Below are 20,240 nucleotides of genomic sequence, written 5' to 3'. Positions count from 1 at the left end.
TACCATCATGTCACGCCATCCTGCACCAGCTTCCAGCGGATCGCGTCCAGCAGGGCGGAAAAGGACGCATCCACGATGTTCGCACTCACGCCCACTGTGGACCAGCGGCGCCCCTGCCCGTCTTCGCTGTCGATGATGACGCGGGTGACGGCTTCGGTCCCGCCTTGGGTGATGCGCACCTTGAAGTCGACGAGGCGGATGTCCTCGACATAGGTCTGGTAGCGCCCCAGGTCCTTGGCCAAGGCCTTGGCCAGCGCGTTCACAGGGCCACGGTCGGTGCCTGCCTCGTCCATGGATTCGCTCACCGACAGCATCTTTTCTCCGTCGACTTTCACAACCACGACCGCCTCGGACAGCGACACCATCTGGTCCCGCTTGTTCTTGCGCCGCTCAATGGTCACGCGGTAGCGCTTGACCTCGAAAAACTCGGGCAGCAATCCCAGCTCGTCCCGCGCCAGCAGTTCAAAGGAAGCCTGCGCGGTGTCATAGGAATACCCCTCCGCCTCGCGCGCCTTGATCCGGTCGAGGATGCGGGCAAGGGCTGGGTCCTTGGGCGCGACGTCCAGCCCCATCTCGGCCAGTCGCTTGCGCAGGTTCGACTGCCCCGCCTGGTTCGACATCGGGATGATGCGGGTGTTGCCGACAGTGGCAGGATCGACATGCTCGTAGGTTGTCGGGTCCTTCAAGATCGCCGAGGCGTGCAGCCCCGCCTTGTGAGCAAAAGCTGAAGCGCCCACAAAGGCCGCCTGTTTCTGTGGCACGCGGTTCAGGATGTCGTCGAGCATCCGGCTTGTCCGCGTCAGCCCGGCCAGCGCCTCTTTCGAAACGCCCGTTTCGAACCGGCTGGCATAGGGTTCCTTGAGCAGCAGGATCGGGATCAGGGCCGTCAGGTTCGCGTTTCCACAGCGCTCGCCCAGCCCGTTAAGGGTGCCCTGGATCTGCCGCGCGCCTGCGTCGATGGCTGCCAGAGATCCCGCGACAGCGTTTTCGGTGTCGTTGTGGGTGTGGATGCCCAGCCTGTCACCGGGGATGCCCGATGCGATCACGGCCTTGGTGATCTCGTGGATTTCGTGGGGCAGCGTGCCGCCGTTTGTGTCGCACAGGGCGATCCAGCGCGCGCCTGCGTCGTAGGCGGCTTGGATCGCCTCAACGGCGTAGTCAGGGTTGCTTTTGTAGCCGTCGAAAAAGTGTTCGGCATCAAAGATCGCCTCGCGCCCCTGGGCCGCGAGGTGGGCAAAGGTTTGGGAGATGTTGGCGGTGTTTTCAACCAGCGAGATTCCGAGGGCTTTTTCGACGTGAAAATCGTGGGTCTTGCCGACCAGACAGACGGCCTTGGTGCCCGCGTTCAGGACGGCAGCGAGGACGTCGTCATTTTCGGCGCTGATGCCCGCCCGCTTGGTCATCCCGAAGGCGGTGAAGGTGGCGCGGGTTTTGGGGGCGTCCTCGAAAAAGGCGCTGTCGGTGGGATTGGCACCGGGCCAACCGCCCTCAATATAGTCGATCCCGAGCGTGTCGAGGGCCTGGGCGATCTGGTGCTTTTCGGGGGTCGAGAACTGGACTCCCTGGGTTTGCTGGCCGTCCCGCAGGGTGGTGTCGAAAAGGTAGAGGCGTTCGCGGGTCATGTCTTGTCCCTTGCTGGGACGCTTTTGGAGCGACACGATTTCAAGGGGTTACAGAGGCGGTTTAACCTGTTGGTAAGGTTTGGGGTCATTTCAGCGCCTCCAGTTTGGTCGCATCGAAGTCGGTGCCGGGCACCAGTTCGACACCCTCTTTGCTCATGCGGACTTCGACACCAGCCTCCGTCAGCGCGGACTTCATTGCATCGACGGGACCAAAGTCCTTGGACACCATTGCATCGGCCCGCAGCGCGGCGAGCTGTGCTGCCAAGTCGCCCAGATCGACCGGCTCAGACACGTCCATCGCATCAAGGTTAAAGCCCATTAAGTTTAATGCCGCGGAGAGTCCGGCGCCGTCACGGTCGGATGCGAGGCGGTGCAAATGGGTGATGGCGAGCGGCGTGTTCAGGTCATCGGAGAGCGCGTCGAGGATGGTTTGCGGCACCTGTGATGCACTGGTGTTGGCACGTGCATCATCATCAGCCACGATCCCGGCCCACTTGCGCAAGGTGGCCTCCGCTTCCGCCCGCTTCTTCTCGGTCCAGTCCATCGGCTTGCGGTAGTGCGTGGACAGCATCACGAACCGGATCACCTCGCCCGGCACGCCCTGATCCAGCAGGTCGCGCACGGTGAAGAAGTTGCCCAGGGATTTGGACATCTTCTTGCCCTCGACCTGCAACATCTCGTTGTGCATCCAGATGTTGGCGAAGTCGTGGCCGCAGCATTTTGACTGCGCGATTTCGTTCTCGTGGTGGGGAAACTGCAAATCGTTGCCGCCGCCATGGATGTCGAATTGCGCCCCAAGAAGCTCATAGGCCATGGCGGAGCATTCGATATGCCAGCCGGGGCGTCCCCGGCCCCATGGGCTGTCCCAACCGGGCAGATCGTCGTCGGAGGGTTTCCAGAGGACGAAGTCCATCGGGTCCTCCTTGTAGGGCGCGACCTCGACCCGCGCACCGGCGATCATGTCGTCCACCGAGCGGCCCGACAGCTTGCCGTAGTCGTCATAGTTGCGCACCCGGAACAGCACGTGGCCGTCGCGCGCATAGGCAAAGTCGCGGTCGATCAGGCCCGAGATCATGTTCACCATCTGGGTGATGAAGGCCGTCGCACGCGGCGCATGGGTGGGGCGCAGGGCGCCCAGACTGTCCATGTCGGCGTGATACCAGTCGATGGTTTCATCCGACCGCTGGGCCACCAATTCCTCAAGCGTGCCGGGCGCGCCTGCCTCTTTCCGTGCCAGCGCTGTCGCGTTGATCTTGTCATCCACATCCGTGAAGTTCCGCACGTAAGTCACTGCATTTTCGCCATAAACATGGCGCAACAGGCGAAAGAGCGTGTCGAAGACCAGCACGGGGCGCGCGTTGCCCAGATGGGCGCGGTCATAGACCGTGGGGCCGCAGACATACATCCGGACATTGCTGGGATCGAGGGGCGCGAGCCCCTCTTTCCGGCGGGTCGCGGTGTTGTAGAGCTGGATGGTCATGTCGAAGCCTCAGATATGCAGGGCGCGGGCGCGGGTTGGGCGCGGGCCTAGCAATTCTGAGATGTCATGGAAACAAAGAACCGGCCCGCTGAAGAAATCAGCAGATGATGCAGCAGAGAATGCAGATCGTTCCGGTCATGACGTGTGGGTAGCGCGGGGGGCTGCGGGCGGTCAACCCTTTTCGTCAGGGCGTATCGTCCACGACGGGCCGTGGCGCGGAGGCGCGAACGCACCCGCCGAAACAGGCGGGTGCGCTGCTATGTATGGGCCGTTCTAGTGGGCGACCATCTTGGCCACCAACTCGTCACCGCTGAGGCCGGAGGCGTAGTAAGTTGGCCAGTTGGTCACTTCCTCCAACAGCGCGGCGCGATCCTCGCCCCAGTAGAGGTGGTAGTGATCCACCTGGGTCGGCACCATTTCATGGTCGCTGAACTGGATGAACTGCGGGGCCGCGTCATCGCCGCCCGCTTTTTCAAAGATGAAGCGGATGCCCTGGTGGCCGGACGCGTAGGTCAGGATTTCGTAGCCGTCAGCCTCGTACTGCCCCTGGGTCGGCTCACCGTTGCGGAAGAAGGTCACGTCCGCGCCGTCGATCACGATCCGCTCGACATCGGTTTTGTAGCCGATCTCGTAATAGGCGCGGTATTCCTCGGCGGTCTGGTCGCCGTGGTCTGCCTTGTGCTCCATCACTGCATCCAGGGTGCCATCCATCAGATACGGGTAAACGGACTGCCAGTCCCCCGCCCAATCGGACAGCTCGCGCGCGCGCACGTCTGCTTCGTCGATCAGATACAGCTCTTCGGCTTGTTCATCGTGACTGTGATCGTGTGAGTGGTCGGTGTCCGTCGTTGTCTGGGCCATGGCCTGGGACGAAAGCGCAAACAGCGCGCTGACCGCGATCATTCCTGCTGTTTTGGAGAGTGTATGTTGCATGTGACGCTTCCTGATTCTGTCAGTCTGAATATGATACGTTATACCGTAACATTGCACGTATGGGGATCCGGTGGCGTTGGCAAGACGTGTTGTCATGCCATCCTCAAACCTGCGCTGAACCGCTCATGACAGGGGTGCACGTGTGGCTGGTAAAGCGGGGTTTTGGTGGATGCGACCAGCTGAAAACTATGGTTTCACGGCGTGAGATCGCTAGAGTTGCGGCCATGACTCTCGATGACGCGAACCGCATGTGCGCCGCCCTGCCCGGGGCCTGGTATCATTCCAATGCCGATGGCGGGCTGGAGGCGTGGAAGGTGGGCGACAAGATGTTTGCCTGTTACGGCCACGCTCTGGACGGGATTTCGGTGAAGACCGCCGATCCCGAGAGCGCGCAGTTCCTGATCGAGATTGGTGCCGCGATCAAGGCGAAGTATTTCCACCGCTCCTGGGTCCGCATCCCGTTCGATCACCCGGGTATGGAGGCCCTGGCGGACCGCATCCACACCTCATATGGCCTGATCCGCAAGAGCCTGTCCAAGAAGGCGCAGGCAGAGCTCGCTGCCTGGCAGGACGGCATCTAGGTCTTCTTCTGACTGGAAATACGACGGGGTCCGGGGCAGCGCCCCGGTCCATCGTGTTGACATCCCCCGCCCCCTCTGTCCCCTTGGCGCCACCACCTGCCAAGGAGCGCGCGCATGACCCTGTCCCAACGGATGCAGACCCTGACCGGCGGCGGATCTGACGGGTGGGATGTGTTCCTCAAGGCCCGCCGGATGATTGCAGAGGGCACGGCCGTGACCGAGCTGACCATTGGCGAGCATGACATTCGCACCGCCGCCCCCATCCTGCAGGACATGCACCGCAGTGCGATGGGCGGGCACACGGGCTATGCCATGGTGCCGGGCACCGATGCCCTGCGCGACGTGGTGGCCGCACGCACGACCGAGCGCACGGGCGTGCCCACGACCCGCGACAATGTGCTGATCACCCCCGGCGGGCAGGCCGCCCTTTTTGCCGCCCATGCCGCAGCCTGTGATCCCGGTGACACCGCGCTTTACATTGATCCTTACTATGCCACCTATCCCGGCACGATCCGTGGTGTGTCGGCCATACCGCGCGCCATTCGGACCCGTTCGGAGGATGCGTTTCAGCCCCGTGCCGCGGATATTGCCGCCCATGCGCCGGGCGCGCGCAGTCTGCTGATCAACTCGCCCAACAACCCCACCGGCACGGTCTATTCCCGCGCCACGCTCGACGGCATCGCGGAGGTTTGCACGGCGCACGACCTGTGGCTGATTTCGGACGAGGTCTATGACACGCAGGTGTGGGAGGGGGCGCATATCTCGCCCCGCGCCCTGCCGGGCATGGCGGAGCGGACGCTGGTGGTCGGGTCCATGTCGAAGAGCCACGCCATGACCGGGTCCCGCTGTGGCTGGATCATCGGGCCGGAGGAGGTGATTGCGCATCTGATCACCTTTGCCACGCACACGACCTATGGCGTGCCGGGCTTTATCCAGGATGCATCGGTCTTTGCTCTGGGCCAGGGCCCTGATTTTGAGGCCGGGATCGCGGCCCCCTTCCTGCGCCGCCGGGCCATTGCGCAGCGGGTGCTGGGCGCACAGAACACCATCGGCCTGATCCCCGCGCAGGGGGCCATGTACCTGATGCTGGACATCCGGGCGACGGGGTTGAGTGGTGATGAGTTTGCCAATGCGCTGCTCGATCAGCACCACATTGCAGTGATGCCCGGCGAAAGCTTTGGGGGCGCTGCCGCCGGGCATATCCGCGTCGCGATGACCATCGACGACGCAGGTTTCGAAGCTGCGTTGCGCACGCTTACGGCCTTTGCCGAAACCCGCGCGCGTGCCGCTTAGAAGTTGATCGAACCACGCACGGTCAGGGTTGTCGCATCCGCGTCGACCCCGGTTCCGTTGATGTCGTCGAAGTTGTGATCCAAAAGCTCGGCACCCACGGTGTAGCGGTCGTTGATCTGGTAGGCGACGCCGATACCGTAGAATTCACCCGACTCGCTGCCCAGGGACGTGTCCACCTCGGCCAGACCGGCGGTAAAGTAGGCCAGTGTCCGGCCGAAGTCATAGCCGCCCTGCAGCTTCAGGCGGGCCACGCTGTCCACGCTTGCCGCACCGTTCAGGTCGATGTCGGCGAAGTCATAGTCCAGTTCACCACCCAGCACGAAGGTGCCGAAGTCGTAGCGATACCCGACATGGGCACCGTAGAGGAAATCATCCCCATCCGCTGCACCACTGCCGTCCACGTCGCCATAGCCCAACTGCAGACCGGCATAGCCGCCTGTCCAGTCACCGCCGAAACTCTGCACAGGTGCGGGCGGCAGCGGGGCCGGTGCCGCGGGCTCTGGCGCGGGCGGCTCAAGGCTGCCTGCCAAAGCGGGGCCTGCCAGCGCCGCTGCCAAGCCAATCGCAAGAATGCGCGTCTTCATAAGTCTGCTCCTTTTGTGTTCGTAAGGCACGCATCGCGCACCTCTCGGCGTACAAGTGGCGAGAACGGGATATGGTTCCAGTCCCGGTGCATCACACTCCCGTGTCTGCGCAGCAGATCGCTCAAATGGCGCAAGGACGACAGCAACAAGCCGCGTGCGCAGGTCGCAAACAGACAAGACAGGCGGCATTTTGCACAGCATCCTGTGAACACACGACAGACTGAAACAAACGCGGATGGGAGGCGACGCGGCGCGTGCAGGGTGCCTTTAGCAAGATCAGGTTGGTGACACGCACCATCGGCGCCGAACGCGGTCGCGCGGCGCGCGGGCGACCTGTGGCGTCATAGCGAACGCCATTTCAACGTCACCTCAGATCTGCGGACACCATCACATGAATGACCAAACCCCTTCCCGCTCGGGCGGGCGCGCTGCCCGCCGTGCGGCCCGCGCCACCGCCCTGCCCGACCACCTGCGCCCCGTGCGCCCCGGCCTGCAAGGCGGGCGGTACAATCCGCTGACCGACGCGGAGGTCGCGCGCATCCACAACGCCGCCCTCGATGCACTTGAAACCATCGGGCTGGCCGATGCCCCGCCGTCTGGTGTCGCCTATCTGACCGGAGCAGGCGCAATTCAGGGCGATGACGGGCGCATCCGCTTTCCGCGTGCGCTGGTCGAGGACACGCTGGCCAAGGCCAACCGCGCCATCACCCTGCCCAGCCGTGACGGCAAGCACGACCTCGAGCTGAGCGGCAGCCGCGTGCATTACGGCACCGCCGGAGCTGCCGTGCACATGGTCGATGTGGACGGGCAGAATTACCGCGACAGCACCGTGCAGGACCTGCACGATGCCGCACGCATTTGCGACGCGCTGGACAACATCCACTTCTGCCAGCGGCCCATGGTGTGCCGCGACATCCCCGACATGGTCGAGAGCGAGTACAACGCGGTCTACGCCTGCGTGTCGGGCACGACGAAACATATCGGCATGAGCTTTTCCGAGGCGCAGTGCGTCGCTCCGGCGGTCGAGATGCTGCACATGATCGCGGGTGGCGAGGACGCCTGGCGCGCGCGGCCTTTCATGTCGAACACGAACTGCTTTGTCGTGCCGCCGATGAAATTCGCACCCGAATCCTGTCAGGTGATGGAGGCGTGTATCGAAGCGGGCCTGCCCGTCCTGCTCTTGTCAGCGGGCATGTCGGGGGCCACGGCCCCGTCGACCATCGCGGGCGCCATCGTGCAGGCCGTGGCGGAATGCCTTGCGGGCCTTGTCTATGTCAACGCGGTCAAGCCGGGGGCACCTGCGATCTTCGGCACGTGGCCCTTTGGCCTTGATCTGCGCACAGGGGCCATGTCCATCGGGTCAGGTGAACAGGCGCTGCTCACAGCGGGCTGCGCGCAGATGCACCGGTTCTACGACCTGCCCGGCGGGGCGGCAGCCGGGGCCACGGACAGCAAGTTGCCCGACATGCAGGCAGGCTGGGAACAGATGTGTTCCAACGTCATGGCAGGCCTGTCGGGGCTGAACATGGTCTATGAGGCCGCGGGCATGCACGCCTCACTGCTCGGGTTCTGCCATGAAAGCCTGATTCTGGGCGATGACATCATCGGTCAGGCGCTGCGCTGCACGCGCGGGATTGAGGTTACGGAGGACACTCTGGCCCTCGACCAGATCGCGCAGGTCTGCCTGGAGGGGCCGGGCCATTATCTGGGCACGGATCAGACGTTGTCGCGGATGCAGTCGGACTGTGTCTATCCGACATTCGGCGACCGCACCTCGCCCAAGGAATGGGTGGAGTTGGGCAAGCCGGACCTGATTGCCAAGGCAAAGGCCCGCAAGGACGAGATCCTCGCCACCCGCCCCCAAGCGGCTTTTGACCCTTTGCTTGATGCTGCGATCCGGGAAAAATTCGCGATCCATTTGCCGGAGGCGTAAGGCTAGGTCTTTAGGGCGGAGCGGTCTGGGGCTCCGCCCATTCGGACCTCAACAAGCGTGCCGCAACGCGGCGCGCAAAAGTGGAAGTCCCTTCGACGGTGTTCCGTTACGCATATAGCTCCGGGGCTCCGCCCATTCGAACCTCAAACACTCCCCCGGAGTGTTTGCCGCTGCGCGGACCGGTTCGAATTCCCTGTTTCAAAAAAATCCTCCCCGAAGGGCCGGTTGGCCAAAAAGCCGTGGTCCACATATTTGGAGGCACAGGACAAACAAAACGGGGCCCGGTCCCTGGGGGGAGACCGGACCCCACACTCCCACCTTTAGACTGCGCGGACGTTACAACACGCAGCCAAAGCCGGGTGTTCGGGTTAACTCTCGGTGGGCGGCATCAGGCCCGCTTCCTGCGCGGCTGTGACCTCGTCTTCATCCAGGACACCGTCCGCGTTCAAATCCATTGCAGAGAAACCATCTGATGTGACCTCGGGAAAGCTCGCTTGGACCTCGTCGATGGTCAGCACGCCGTCTCCGTCGGTGTCGATATCTGCGGGGATCTCGGCTGCGGCGAGCGCAGGGACGCTGAGTGCTGCGAGGAAGGTCAGGAACGCCATCTTGTTCATGGGCTTCTTCATGGGTGAACTCCATTTGAGTTTGGTTCTGTGCCGCGCTGTCGTGCGGTTTCATAGAGATTGAACACATTCTGCCGCTTTTCATCCCCCTACCGATGCAGCGGCAGGGATCGCGCAACCGCCTGCCGATCTGCGTGGCGACGATGGGCGGCGGGCTGCCCAAAAAGGGCGACGGGGCCGCGTCGGCAAAAACCCCCGGGCTGTTCAAGCGATCCAATAGTCCCCAGCCTATGTCACATGACACAGCGCCCGACCGCCCTCCGCCTTGTGCCACTGATCCCCTTGCTGACGCGGCGGGCCCGTCGGCTGTCTCGCACGCGGGCCGAAGCGGAGGATCTGGTGCAGGACACACTCCTGAGCCTGTGCCAGCGCTTGCGGAGCGGCGGCGAGATCGACGATCTGCCCGCCTATGCCATGCGCACCCTGTCGAATCGCGCACGCCGGACGTGGCGGATCGAGGCGACAGACGAGTTGGAGGAGGACCACGCGCTGACCCAGCCCGACGCGCTGGTGCGGCTGGATTGCGCGGACACGCTGGCCGCGATTGAACGGTTGCCCCAACCGCAGCGGCAGTTGATGGATCTGGTGGTGTCGGGTGAAACCTCGCCCCGCGCTCTGTCCCACGCGACGGGCCTGCCGCTGGGCACGGTCATGTCACGCCTGGCACGCGCACGGGCGAAATTGCGGCTGGAGCTGGCCGAGGAGACATGAGGCCGGGTCGGCGGGTGGGCGAATTTGCGCAGCAAAGAGACCATCCCGCCGGGCCACGCCGATGAAAAAAGGGGGACCGAAAGGCCCCCCTGAAAGTTTCGCCGTACAGGCTCAATATGTTAACCGCCCGGTACTTTTCTGCCTGCGGCCTGCACGTCGTCAGGGGCGAGCGCACCCGCCCCGTGTGAAGGTGGGAAGGACTTCAAGTACCGCCCCACCCTATCTCTTGTATCGTCGGGAGCCGGATCCGTTCGTCCAACCCGGCCCCCTCGCCCCCCTTCCCCGGGGAGCGTTTGTCTTAGCTACAGCCGCTTGTCGCGCCGCAGGTGTTGCACTTCATGCAGGTGCCGTTGCGCACCAGCGTGTAGTTGCCGCATTCGCCGCAGGCTTCGCCCTCGTAGCCCTGCATCTTGGCCTTGGTGCGTGCGTCCATGGTCACTGCAGCGGCTGATACCGTGGTCGTCGACACAGCCGCTGCGCCGCCACCCGCTGCCACTTCGGGCACGAGGGTTTGCAGGGCCACTTCGGCGTCCATGGACGTCGTCTCGGCCATGCCGCCCTGCAGCACCACGAGGTCTTGGGGCAGGCGCTTGCGCAGGTAGCCGGTCGAGCTGATCTGCTTCAGCACTTCCAGGGACTTCGACGCCGCTGTCTCGGACAGTTCGGAGACGTTGGACACGCCCTCTTCCTCGCCCCGGCCCAGATCGTCGAATGTGGCCCCTTCGGGTTTGACATGCGCCAGATCGGTGCGGTCCAGGTAGCTGACAGCGAGTTCGCGGAACACGTAGTCGAGGATCGACGTTGCGTTCTTGATGCTGTCATTGCCCTGTACCATGCCCGCCGGTTCGAACTTGGTGAAGGTGAAGGCATCCACGAACTCTTCGAGCGGCACACCGTATTGCAGGCCCACGGACACGGCGATGGCGAAGTTGTTCATCATCGCACGGAAGCCTGCGCCTTCCTTGTGCATGTCGATGAAGATCTCGCCGAGGTTGCCGTCCTCATACTCGCCCGTCCGCAGGTAGACCTTGTGGCCGCTCACGATGGCTTTCTGGGTGTAGCCTTTGCGCCGTTGGGGCATCTTCTCGCGGTGGCTGCGGACGATTTCCTTGACCACGATCTTTTCGACGATCTTCTCGGCCAACACGGCGGCTTTCTCGGCGGGTGCACCGCTTTCCAGAACCTCTTGTGCGTCCTCGTCATCCTCGACCAGTGCGGCGGCCAGAGGCTGCGAGAGCTTGGAGCCGTCGCGGTAGAGCGCGTTGGCCTTTACCCCCAGCGACCACGACAACTCGTAAGCGCGTTGGCAGTCCTCGATCGTTGCGTCGTTGGGCATGTTGATCGTTTTCGAGATCGCGCCCGAGATGAAGGACTGTGCCGCGGCCATCATGGTGATGTGGCTGTCAACGCTCAGGAAGCGCTTGCCTTTCTTGCCGCACGGGTTGGCGCAGTCGAAGATGTGGTAATGCTCTTCCTTCAGGTGCGGTGCGCCTTCCAGCGTCATCGTTCCGCAGACGTGGTCGTTCGCGGCGTCGATGTCGGCCTTGGCGTAGCCCAGATGCTTCAGCAGGTCGAAGGTCGGGTCGTTCAGCTTGGCCGCCGGGATGCCCAGCACGCCTGTGCAGAACTCTTCGCCCAGCGTCCACTGGTTGAAAACGAAGCGGATGTCGAAGGCGCTTTCGAGGGCCGCATCCACTTTCGCCAGCTCATTGGCGCCAAAACCGTGGCCCGCAAGCGTCGTGTGGTTGATCGCCGGTGCGTTGCCGATGGAGCCGTGGCCCACTGCGTAGCTGACGATTTCCTCGATCTGGGCGGAGCCGTAGCCGAGGTTTTCGAGGGCTGCGGGCACCGAGCGGTTGATGATCTTGAAGTAACCGCCACCGGCCAGCTTCTTGAACTTCACAAGAGCGAAGTCCGGCTCGATCCCTGTGGTGTCGCAGTCCATGACCAGACCGATGGTGCCGGTGGGCGCGATCACGGTGGACTGCGCGTTGCGGTAGCCGTTGGCCTCGCCCAGTTTCAGCGCCTCGTCCCAGCTGGACATGGCAACGTCGATCAGGCGCGGATCGGGGCAGTTGGCGTGGTCCAGAGCGACGGGTTTCACCGCCAGCTTTTCGTAACCTTCGGTCGCACCGTAGGCCGCATTGCGGTGGTTGCGCATGACCCGCAGCATGTGGTCGGCATTTTTCTTGTAGCCGGGGAATGGCCCAAGCTCGCCTGCCATCTCGGCGGAGGTAGCGTAGGACACGCCGGTCATGATCGCGGTCAGCGCACCGCAGAGCGCGCGGCCCTCGTCACTGTCATAGCCGTGGCCCATGTTCATCAGCAGACCGCCGATGTTTGCGTAGCCGAGGCCCAGTGTGCGGAAGTCGTAGGAGCGTTGGGCGATTTCCTTGGACGGGAATTGCGCCATCATCACCGAGATTTCCAGTGTCACGGTCCAAAGACGGGCCGCGTGCATGTAATCCTCGACCTGGAACTGGCCATCCTTGAGGAAGGTCAGCAGGTTCATCGACGCCAGGTTACAGGCCGTGTCGTCGAGGAACATGTATTCCGAGCACGGGTTTGAGCCGCGGATTGCGCCATCTTCGGGGCATGTGTGCCAGTCGTTGACGGTGTCGTGGTACTGGATGCCCGGGTCGGCACAGGCCCATGCGGCGTGGCCCACCTGCTCCCACAGGTCGCGGGCCTTGACCGTCTTGGTCACAGTGCCGTCAACGCGAGAGATCAGTTCCCAGTCGGCGTCTTTCTCGACCGCTGTGAGGAAAGCGTTGGTCACGCGGATTGAGTTGTTCGAGTTTTGGCCCGAGACCGAGCTATATGCTTCACTATCCCAATCGGTGTCGTAGGTCGGGAACTCGATGCTGGTGTGGCCCTGCCGGGCGTAATCCAGCACACGCTTGATGTAGGTTTCGGGGATCGCAACCTGTTTGGCTGCTTTCACTGCCGCCTTCAACGCATTGTTTTTGTTGGGGTCGTAAGCGTCTGCTTCGGCGCCATCCCATGTGCCGATGGCTTCGAAGATGCCGTTCAGCTTTTCCTCGTGCATCTTGGAGCCTGCGACGATGGACGCCACTTTCTGCTCTTCGATGACCTTCCAGTTGATGAAGTCTTCGATATCCGGGTGGTCGGCATCGACGATCACCATCTTGGCTGCGCGGCGGGTGGTGCCGCCCGACTTGATGGCGCCCGCCGCCCGGTCGCCAATTTTCAGGAAGCCCATCAGGCCGGAGGATTTGCCGCCACCCGACAGCTTCTCGCCCTCGCCGCGCAAGCTGGAGAAGTTGGTGCCGGTGCCGGAGCCGTATTTGAACAGGCGCGCCTCGCGCACCCAGAGGTCCATGATGCCGCCGTCGTTCACCAGGTCATCTTCAACCGACTGGATGAAGCAGGCGTGGGGCTGCGGGTGTTCGTAGGAGGATTTGGATTTGGTCAGCTTGCCGGTCTTGTAGTCGACATAGTGGTGCCCTTGGGCCGGGCCGTCGATGCCGTAGGCCCAGTGCAGACCGGTGTTGAACCATTGCGGGCTGTTGGGGGCCGCGCGTTGGGTCGCCAGCATGTGGCGCATTTCGTCGTAGTAGGCGCGTGCGTCTTCTTCGGTCGAGAAGTAGCCGCCCTTCCAGCCCCAGTACGCCCATGCGCCTGCGAGACGGTCAAAGACCTGCTTGGACGACGTTTCGCCGCCCATCTCTGCGCCTTTGGCTGCTTCGGAGCGCCACAGGAACTCGGGCACGTCCGCTTCTTCGACCTTTTGCAGCTTGGAGGGCACGCCCGCCTTGCGGAAGTATTTCTGCGCGATGACGTCGCTTGCGACCTGGCTCCAGGTGCCCGGCACTTCCACTTCGTCCAAACGGAACACCACGGTGCCGTCAGGATTGCGGATTTCGGACGCGGTGGTCACGAAATCTAGGTCCGCGTAGGCGTCCTGTCCGGCTTTGGTGAACTGTCTTTCAATTTTCATCGCGCTGCCTCATTCCCAGCTGGTGTTCGGTAAGGGGTGATCGACGTTACGAGCCCCCGATTTCTGGTGCCGACACGGGGGGCAAAACAGTTCCGCGCGGGCCCGAGTGTTGAGTCCGTGATCAGCATGTTGCGCGGTTAAGTCTGTCCCTCGTGCCTGGCGCCTCGCCGGTAGTGTTGGCCACTACATGTTGTGGTGAAGCGCCTAGCCCGCACAAAGTGACGTATCTGGAGGGGGCACGTCAACGACATTTTAAAAGTTTTTTGACATCTTTTTTCTTGACCAGAGCCGGTTCCGGGATAGTGCCGATTCACTTCGTTAACGCCGCGCGGTCGGGCGCAAAAATGATCCAATGCCGGCAAGCAGAAAACAGACAGTATTCGTGCGGTTTAGGCCGGGCTGTGGATGTTTCACCTGAAGTTATCCACAGGTTAACAGCCCCGCCCGGAGAAAGGTTTTGCCGCGTTGTGGAAAATGTGATGTTGTGCGCCTATCCCTGACATGAGGCCCGAAATGCGACCTTTCATAGCCTGTCTTGCCGTCGCATTGAGTGCTTGCGCACCACAATATGTAGAGACGGTGGTGACGGACGAACAAGATTTGCCCGTCCGCCGCGCGACATTCGCTGCGAATCCCGCGCCACTGGATGATGCGTTCCGTTCATCCTGCAATGCGCCGGGCGACACGTTGCGCACCGTGTCCCGGTCAGTGGTGCAGTGCCGTATCCTGCCGCCGCCGGACGTGGCTGCGTTTTTGCTGTTGCGCTATGATGGTGCGCTTGAGGCGCCTACGCTGGTTGTCCAGAAAGAGACCGACCGCAACAATGGCGACTACGTGGTCGAGCTGTCCTATTTCGCGGAAGTGGTGCAGAAGTCGGGCAACCCGCGGCGCATCTATATCAAGCAGCGGGCGCTGGACCAGTTGATGGACCAGTTGTTGATTGCCACGGGCGGTGTGTCCGACAGCTGAGCGTGTCGTCCGAGTGCCCTGAAGGGCAAAGACGCCTCTTCATTCAGAAGCCGGACAGTGTTTATCGCGGCGGCCGAAGAGCCGCCGCAATGATTTCTGAAAAGACACGCGCAGAAAAGAACGTTTACTCAGCGGCTACCGTCACGGTGTTCGCGTCCGTCTCACCAAACCCCTTGGGGACTGGCAGGTCAGGCAGGTTGGCGGCACGCTTTTTCAAGGCGCGCCCGATGACCACGCGGCTGATCTCGGTCGTGCCGTCCACGATCCGCAGCATCTGAGCGAGCCGCGACAAGCGATCCAGGCCGTAGGGCTGCAAAAGTCCCATACCGCCAAGCACCTGCGTACAGGTATTGGCTGCCTTAACCGCAGCATCAGGGACAAAGCGCTTGGCATGCGCGGCCATCAATGGGCCTTCGGGCGTGCCGAGCGCTTCGGCGGCCTTGCGGTACAGAAGCCTGGAGGCTTCCAGATCCGTCGCCACCTCGCCCAGCATCCATTGAATTCCGTCCAAATCGATGTTCTTGCCGCCAAACATCTTGCGGTTTTTGGAATAGGACAGTGCGGTGTCGAGTGCCGCCTGCATCAATCCGCAACAGCCCGAGGCGATGGACACACGTGCGATATCAATCGCCATGAGCGACCCCTGGAAGCCCTGGCCGATGGGGAGGATGATGTTGTCCTCGCTCACGACGACCTGGTCGAGATACATCTCGGACATGGGTAGGAAATTGTAGGATGGGGTATCATAGCGCGGACCGAAGCTAACCCCCGGTGCATCAGCGGGGATTGCGATCATGGCCATATCCTTGTGACCCGGCGCGTCGCTTGTCTTGACCACGGTGAAGTAGATGTCCGCCTCATCCGCAAGGCTCACCCACGCCTTGGCGCCGCTGATAGTCCATGTTCCATCGCCGTTCACCGTTGCGCGCGTGTACATCTGCATCGGATCGGAGCCGGATTGCGGTTCCGTCAACGCGAAGTTCGCCAGCTTGCGGCCAGCGGTCAGATCGCGCGCCCAGCCCTGCTTGAATGCCTCCGTACCGTAGCCGCAGGCGGCATAGGTGCAGATGTTGTGCATCGACAGCGCAAATGCGTAGGCGCCATCGCCTAACCCAAGTTGTTCATAGACCTGAATGCCATCGGCGAGCGAAAGGCCCTGACCGCCCCATTCCTCAGGTGCGTAAAGCCCTGTCAGGCCAGCAACCCCGGCCTTGTCGGACGCATCACGCGGCCAAACCTTTGCCGCGTTCCACGCATCCACATTGGGGCGTATGACATGCATTGCATGGTCGTGGGCCGTGGATAGAACAGCGTCTCGTTTCTGCGTCATGTGTTAAATCCTTTGATTGGCAGGCATGTCCCATTGCGCCACTTTGCGAAGCAGCGACATGGGTATTGGGATCGTGTGAGCTCGTGTTCGTCTGATTTAGTGGGCGGTTTGATCCCACTCCATCTCATGCCCTGACACAGCACTGTCCAAAAGTGACAGACTTATCCGTCGGCGCGGTGTTGCCGTCGATACAGGCTGGGTGGGTTACCGGTCCATCTTCGGAACGCCTTGTGAAAACTTGCGGCCGACGAAAATCCGAGATCCAGCGCGATCGCTTCGATGCTGCGCTGCCCGTTTTGGAGAGACCCGATCGCGAGATCCCTGCGCAGCGCATCCTTGATGGATTGAAAGGACGTTCCATCGGTTTCGAGCCGTCGGATCAACGTGCGCGGCGTCATATTCATGGCGCGGGCGGCGTCCTGTAGCGTGGCTTCCTCCCACCGACACGTGCTGAGGTAACGACGCACGCGCAAGGACTGGGTGTGTTCGCTGGAGCGTGTAAAGATCCAATCCCTCGGCGCGTTTTGCAGAAACGAGTGAAGGTCTTCGGTACTGCGCGCGTGCACGGGACCAAGAGCGTCTCTTTCAAACGCGATGGAGGTTGCCGCGCGCGCGAAGGTGACGGGGGCGGGAAAGATGACGGCATAGTCGTGGGAAAACTCGGGTTGGTCGAAGGCGAACGCGACGGCCTTGACCGGCACTTCGTACTGCACGAGCCAGGATATCAGACCATGTGCGAGCTTGAGGATCAGCATGTGCCCGAACCGCTGGGGCGTCCGGCGCCCCGTTGGGTGAAGAATGAGCTGCACCGCATTGTCTGTGGCGACCAACTCGAACTGGTAGTCGTCGAGCAGCATGTTCCAAAAGGTCGAGAACCGATAGAGCGCCCCGTGCAGCGACGACGCCTCCCGCACGGTGGTGAGCAGGTGTTGCAAGGCGCGCGGTTTGATCGGGCGGGACCACAGCCCCATCATCTCGTCCCCGGTTTCAACGGCGGCCAGTTGATAAAGGCTGACAATCTGGTCCAGCGTGACCCGGCCTTGCGCGCGATCCTGATCCAGATGGAGATTGGACCGTTCCAGCAAAGACCGGAAATGGGAGGCAGAACACATAGGGCGGAGTGCCGTCAGCCAATCGGCGATGAACGCCCGCGAAACCGTCGCATATTGCGCGTGCTCCGATGTGTTCAAGGAAGCCTTCATGTCGTGGGCAAGCATCTACGCTTGATCGCGGGATGGCAAATGATGAAATCGGGACGGGTTTCGACCACTCGTGCACTTCGCTGTTTGTGACGCACAGGTTTGGGGTCTTGGGTTTGATGTGCGATATCTATTGAAGCGCTGCAGTGCTAAAGCAAAGATCCGAGCCGCGTAGCATTCGATGCTGAGGAAATGGTCGGAGCGAGAGGATTCGAACCTCCGACCCCCTGTACCCAAAACAGGTGCGCTACCAGGCTGCGCCACGCTCCGACCGTGGCGCTGTCTTAGACGGCGCGTTGCGAATTGAAAAGCCCAAAGCGCACGATCAGCAGGGCCACGCTGCGTTATTCTGGTCAAAGCTGGGGTGGCGCAGTTGCGCGCCCTCTTCAATGCCAAGCATCCGTGACAGCCCGCCGTTGATTTCCAGCACATGTGTCAGCCCGTCACCGCCATAAATCGACGTCTCGTCCAGCGGAATGGCGTTGTGGTGGATATGCGAGACCGTGCCCGTAGGGTCCACAAACAGCATATCGAGCGAAATAAGAGTGTTCCGCATCCAGAATGACAGCGGCTGGGGGCGCGGGTAGATGAACAGCATCCCCTCGCTTGTCGGCATGGAGGGGCGGTTCATCAGGCCGATGGCGCGGCTGCGTTGGGTGTCGGCGATTTCGACCGAAAAGCGCGCTTCGCCAAAGTCGCCGCGAATCCAGACAGTGTTTTCACTGCACTCTGCCGCGACATGTTGCGCGCCGACCATGAGGGCCAGCAGGACAATACATGCCCGCAGGGCCCGCACCTTAGGCGTCTTCCCTGGGCAGAGCCGCTTCCCAGGCCAGCACTTCGGCTGCCATATGGCCGCGTTTGCCGTTGATCACGCGCAGCGCCAGCGCTTCGCCCGGTTGCAGGTCCGACAGGCCCGAACGGCGCAGAACCTCGACATGCAGAAACACGTCTTCGCTGCTGCCGAACACGTTGGCGAACCCAAAGCCCTTGCCCTTGTCGAACCACTTGACCCGACCGGGTTGAAGCGGTGCGTCCGACACGGCGGTGGCGTCTATATGCGCCAGATCGCTCAACGACGAGGAATCCGTATGGGTGGGTGGCGTGATCGACAGAACCTCGACCGCCTGCACACCCCGTTCGGTGTGCTGGATCCGCACATCTACGTTTGCGCCATCAGCGACTGAGGATTGCCCGAAATTCCGCAGCACGTTCACATGCAGCAAGATGTCGGGGCCGCCTGCGGTGGCGACGATAAAGCCAAATCCCTTGACGGGATCGAACCACTTCACCGTCCCGGTGACCATGTCCGTATCTGATGAGTGTTCTGACACGACTTGTCTTTCTTTAATTGCTTGTTGCCGCCCCCAAGACTTGCGCCATTTCGACGTCTGAATTCAAGCACGAAATGCTTTATATTTTTCAGAGCCTTACATTTCACGTTACGTGAAATTCATGGGTTAAGGCGTGTAACGGCCCAGTCAGAGGCCGCATTTTCGCGCCGCCAGCGGAAGCGGTCGTGCAGGCGGAAGGCACCGTCGGCCCAGAATTCGATCTCGACCGGGGTGATCCGGTAGCCGCCCCAGAACGGCGGACGCGACGGGTTGGTCCCCTCCCGCGCGGTGATCTTGGCGACCTTGGCCATCAGGCTTGTCCGGCTGTCGAGCGGTGCGCTTTGATCCGACGCCCAAGCCCCCAGACGCGATTTCAGGGACCGCGATGCGTAGTAGGCATCGGCCTGTGGCCCTTCTTCCTTTTCCACCAGGCCCCGCACCCGCACCTGTCGCCGCAGCGACTTCCAGTGCATCACAAAGGCCGCCTTGCCGGCCTGGTCCAGCTCCGCCGCCTTGGCGCTGGTGTAGTTGGTGTAGAAGACGAATGCGTTGTCCTCGACCTCTTTCAGCAGGACCATGCGCGCATTGGGCAGACCGTCGGCGTCCACCGTACTGAGCGCGATGGCGTTGTGGTCGTTAACCTCGGCTCCTTCGGCCTCGGCCATCCAGGCGCGTACGATGTCGAAGGGGTTGTCCCCCGCAAACTTGCCATCCCGATCCGCCATACCCGTCTCCTTTGCGTGCGTCGTGAAACAGCTAGCCTCAGGCGGATTGAGGTTCAACCTTGGCGGCCTCTCTTGATGCGTCTTGGGCAATGTCCTAAAGCTGGCCGGCAGACGACACGACCGAAAATGGGGTACGGGATGGGCAGTGACATGGCGAGCGGTCTGATGGCAGGCAAGCGGGGTCTGATCATGGGCCTTGCCAACGACAAATCCATCGCATGGGGCATTGCGCGCACCCTGCGCGAGGCGGGGGCTGAGCTGGCCTTTTCCTACCAGGGCGAGGCGTTGAAAAAGCGGGTCGATCCGCTGGCCGCCCAACTTGGCAGTGACATTGTGTTGCCCTGTGATGTGGGCGATGAGGCGTCCATCGATGCCTTGTTCGACAGCTTGAAAGAGCGGTGGGATGGATTGGACTTTATTGTCCATGCCATCGGCTTTTCAGACAAGAACGAGTTGCGAGGCCGCTATGTCGATACGACGCGCAGCAACTTTGCCCTGACCATGGATATCTCGGTCTATTCCTTTACCGCCGTGATGCAGCGCGCCGAGAAGATGATGAGCGAAGGCGCGAGTGCGCTGACCCTCACCTATTACGGCGCCGAGCAGGTCATGCCGCATTACAATGTGATGGGTGTGGCGAAGGCGGCCCTTGAGGCGTCGGTCAAGTATCTGGCCGAGGATCTGGGCAAGGACGGCATTCGCGTGAACGCGATCAGCGCGGGCCCGATCAAGACGCTGGCCGCCTCGGGCATTGGCGATTTCCGCTACATCATGAAGTGGAACGAGTACAATTCGCCCCTGCGCCGCAATGTGACCATCGACGATGTGGGCAAGTCGGCGCTGTATCTGCTCAGTGATCTGGGTTCGGGCACCACCGGTGAGAACCTGCATGTCGATGCGGGCTACCATGTGGTGGGTATGAAGGCGGTGGACGCGCCCGACATCTCGAAAGGCTGAGC

General features: G+C 62.1%; 17 protein-coding genes and 1 tRNA gene. 6 read left to right on the top strand and 12 right to left on the bottom strand.

Annotated elements, in window-relative coordinates; genetic code table 11:
* Positions 1–5 precede the first annotated feature (5 nt).
* The 3 genes from cimA to RA29_RS12740 form a co-directional block, all read right to left on the bottom strand.
* Positions 6–1,622, bottom strand: coding sequence for a citramalate synthase (gene cimA, locus RA29_RS12750; RefSeq protein WP_039686517.1), 1,617 nt, complete (start codon positions 1,620–1,622; stop codon positions 6–8).
* An 85-nt stretch (positions 1,623–1,707) separates the two neighbouring features.
* Entirely contained in the window at positions 1,708–3,102 is a 1,395-nt protein-coding gene (gene cysS / locus RA29_RS12745) for a cysteine--tRNA ligase (protein ID WP_039686515.1), read from the bottom strand.
* Positions 3,103–3,375: 273 nt separating this feature from the next.
* Positions 3,376–4,035 (bottom strand): ZinT/AdcA family metal-binding protein, encoded by a 660-nt coding sequence (locus RA29_RS12740; protein WP_039686513.1) that lies wholly within the window; start codon positions 4,033–4,035, stop codon positions 3,376–3,378.
* Between the two features lie 224 nt (positions 4,036–4,259).
* On the opposite strand from RA29_RS12740, the gene RA29_RS12735 reads away from it, so the two are divergent.
* Both RA29_RS12735 and RA29_RS12730 read left to right on the top strand, forming a co-directional pair.
* Positions 4,260–4,616: an MmcQ/YjbR family DNA-binding protein gene (locus RA29_RS12735; RefSeq protein ID WP_039686511.1), complete on the top strand. Its 357-nt coding sequence runs from the start codon at positions 4,260–4,262 to the stop codon at positions 4,614–4,616.
* Between the two features lie 114 nt (positions 4,617–4,730).
* Positions 4,731–5,909: a pyridoxal phosphate-dependent aminotransferase gene (locus tag RA29_RS12730; protein ID WP_039686509.1), complete on the top strand. Its 1,179-nt coding sequence runs from the start codon at positions 4,731–4,733 to the stop codon at positions 5,907–5,909.
* Here the strand turns inward: RA29_RS12730 and RA29_RS12725 are convergent.
* The gene (locus RA29_RS12725) at positions 5,906–6,493 is read right to left on the bottom strand and encodes an outer membrane beta-barrel protein (protein WP_039686508.1); all 588 of its coding nucleotides are present in this window, start codon (positions 6,491–6,493) and stop codon (positions 5,906–5,908) included. The genes RA29_RS12730 and RA29_RS12725 overlap by 4 nt on opposite strands.
* A gap of 391 nt (positions 6,494–6,884) precedes the next feature.
* Between RA29_RS12725 and RA29_RS12720 the strand changes: the two genes are divergently transcribed.
* Positions 6,885–8,426 carry a trimethylamine methyltransferase family protein gene (locus RA29_RS12720; protein WP_039686506.1) on the top strand — a complete coding sequence of 514 codons (1,542 nt, stop codon included), beginning with the start codon at positions 6,885–6,887 and terminating at the stop codon, positions 8,424–8,426.
* Positions 8,427–8,794: 368 nt separating this feature from the next.
* On the opposite strand, the gene RA29_RS12715 is transcribed toward RA29_RS12720, so the two are convergent.
* Complete coding sequence (locus RA29_RS12715; protein WP_241462607.1) at positions 8,795–9,055, bottom strand: hypothetical protein; 261 nt, start codon at positions 9,053–9,055, stop codon at positions 8,795–8,797.
* 234 nt (positions 9,056–9,289) lie between these two features.
* Between RA29_RS12715 and RA29_RS12710 the strand changes: the two genes are divergently transcribed.
* Positions 9,290–9,763 (top strand): sigma-70 family RNA polymerase sigma factor, encoded by a 474-nt coding sequence (locus RA29_RS12710; RefSeq protein WP_039686504.1) that lies wholly within the window; start codon positions 9,290–9,292, stop codon positions 9,761–9,763.
* A 298-nt stretch (positions 9,764–10,061) separates the two neighbouring features.
* Here the strand turns inward: RA29_RS12710 and RA29_RS12705 are convergent, their stop codons facing one another.
* A complete protein-coding gene (locus tag RA29_RS12705; protein WP_039686502.1) occupies positions 10,062–13,724 on the bottom strand; it encodes a vitamin B12-dependent ribonucleotide reductase in 3,663 nt (1,220 codons plus the stop codon).
* Between the two features lie 582 nt (positions 13,725–14,306).
* Here RA29_RS12705 and RA29_RS12700 point away from each other — a divergent pair.
* Entirely contained in the window at positions 14,307–14,693 is a 387-nt protein-coding gene (locus RA29_RS12700; protein ID WP_152613008.1) for a hypothetical protein, read from the top strand.
* 124 nt (positions 14,694–14,817) lie between these two features.
* Here the strand turns inward: RA29_RS12700 and RA29_RS12695 are convergent, their stop codons facing one another.
* The 6 genes from RA29_RS12695 to pdxH form a co-directional block, all read right to left on the bottom strand.
* Complete coding sequence (locus RA29_RS12695; RefSeq protein ID WP_039686498.1) at positions 14,818–16,023, bottom strand: acyl-CoA dehydrogenase family protein; 1,206 nt, start codon at positions 16,021–16,023, stop codon at positions 14,818–14,820.
* Between the two features lie 161 nt (positions 16,024–16,184).
* On the bottom strand, positions 16,185–17,213 hold the full coding sequence (locus RA29_RS12690) for an AraC family transcriptional regulator (protein WP_039687763.1): 1,029 nt from the start codon (positions 17,211–17,213) through the stop codon (positions 16,185–16,187).
* Positions 17,214–17,415: 202 nt separating this feature from the next.
* Positions 17,416–17,492, bottom strand: a tRNA-Pro gene (locus RA29_RS12685).
* A 55-nt stretch (positions 17,493–17,547) separates the two neighbouring features.
* Entirely contained in the window at positions 17,548–17,979 is a 432-nt protein-coding gene (locus tag RA29_RS12680; RefSeq protein WP_039687762.1) for a DUF192 domain-containing protein, read from the bottom strand.
* A gap of 40 nt (positions 17,980–18,019) precedes the next feature.
* Entirely contained in the window at positions 18,020–18,529 is a 510-nt protein-coding gene (locus RA29_RS12675) for a cold shock domain-containing protein (protein ID WP_152613036.1), read from the bottom strand.
* A 146-nt stretch (positions 18,530–18,675) separates the two neighbouring features.
* On the bottom strand, positions 18,676–19,281 hold the full coding sequence (pdxH, locus tag RA29_RS12670) for a pyridoxamine 5'-phosphate oxidase (RefSeq protein ID WP_039686494.1): 606 nt from the start codon (positions 19,279–19,281) through the stop codon (positions 18,676–18,678).
* Positions 19,282–19,431: 150 nt separating this feature from the next.
* Between pdxH and fabI the strand changes: the two genes are divergently transcribed.
* Positions 19,432–20,238, top strand: coding sequence for an enoyl-ACP reductase FabI (gene fabI / locus RA29_RS12665; protein WP_039687761.1), 807 nt, complete (start codon positions 19,432–19,434; stop codon positions 20,236–20,238).
* Positions 20,239–20,240 lie beyond the last annotated feature (2 nt).

Origin of the sequence: Tateyamaria sp. ANG-S1, assembly GCF_000814025.1 — a bacterium.
Classification (GTDB): Bacteria; Pseudomonadota; Alphaproteobacteria; order Rhodobacterales; family Rhodobacteraceae; genus Tateyamaria.
Note: the sequence above shows the minus strand (reverse complement) of the source record. Positions and strands in the feature narration are given on the sequence as shown.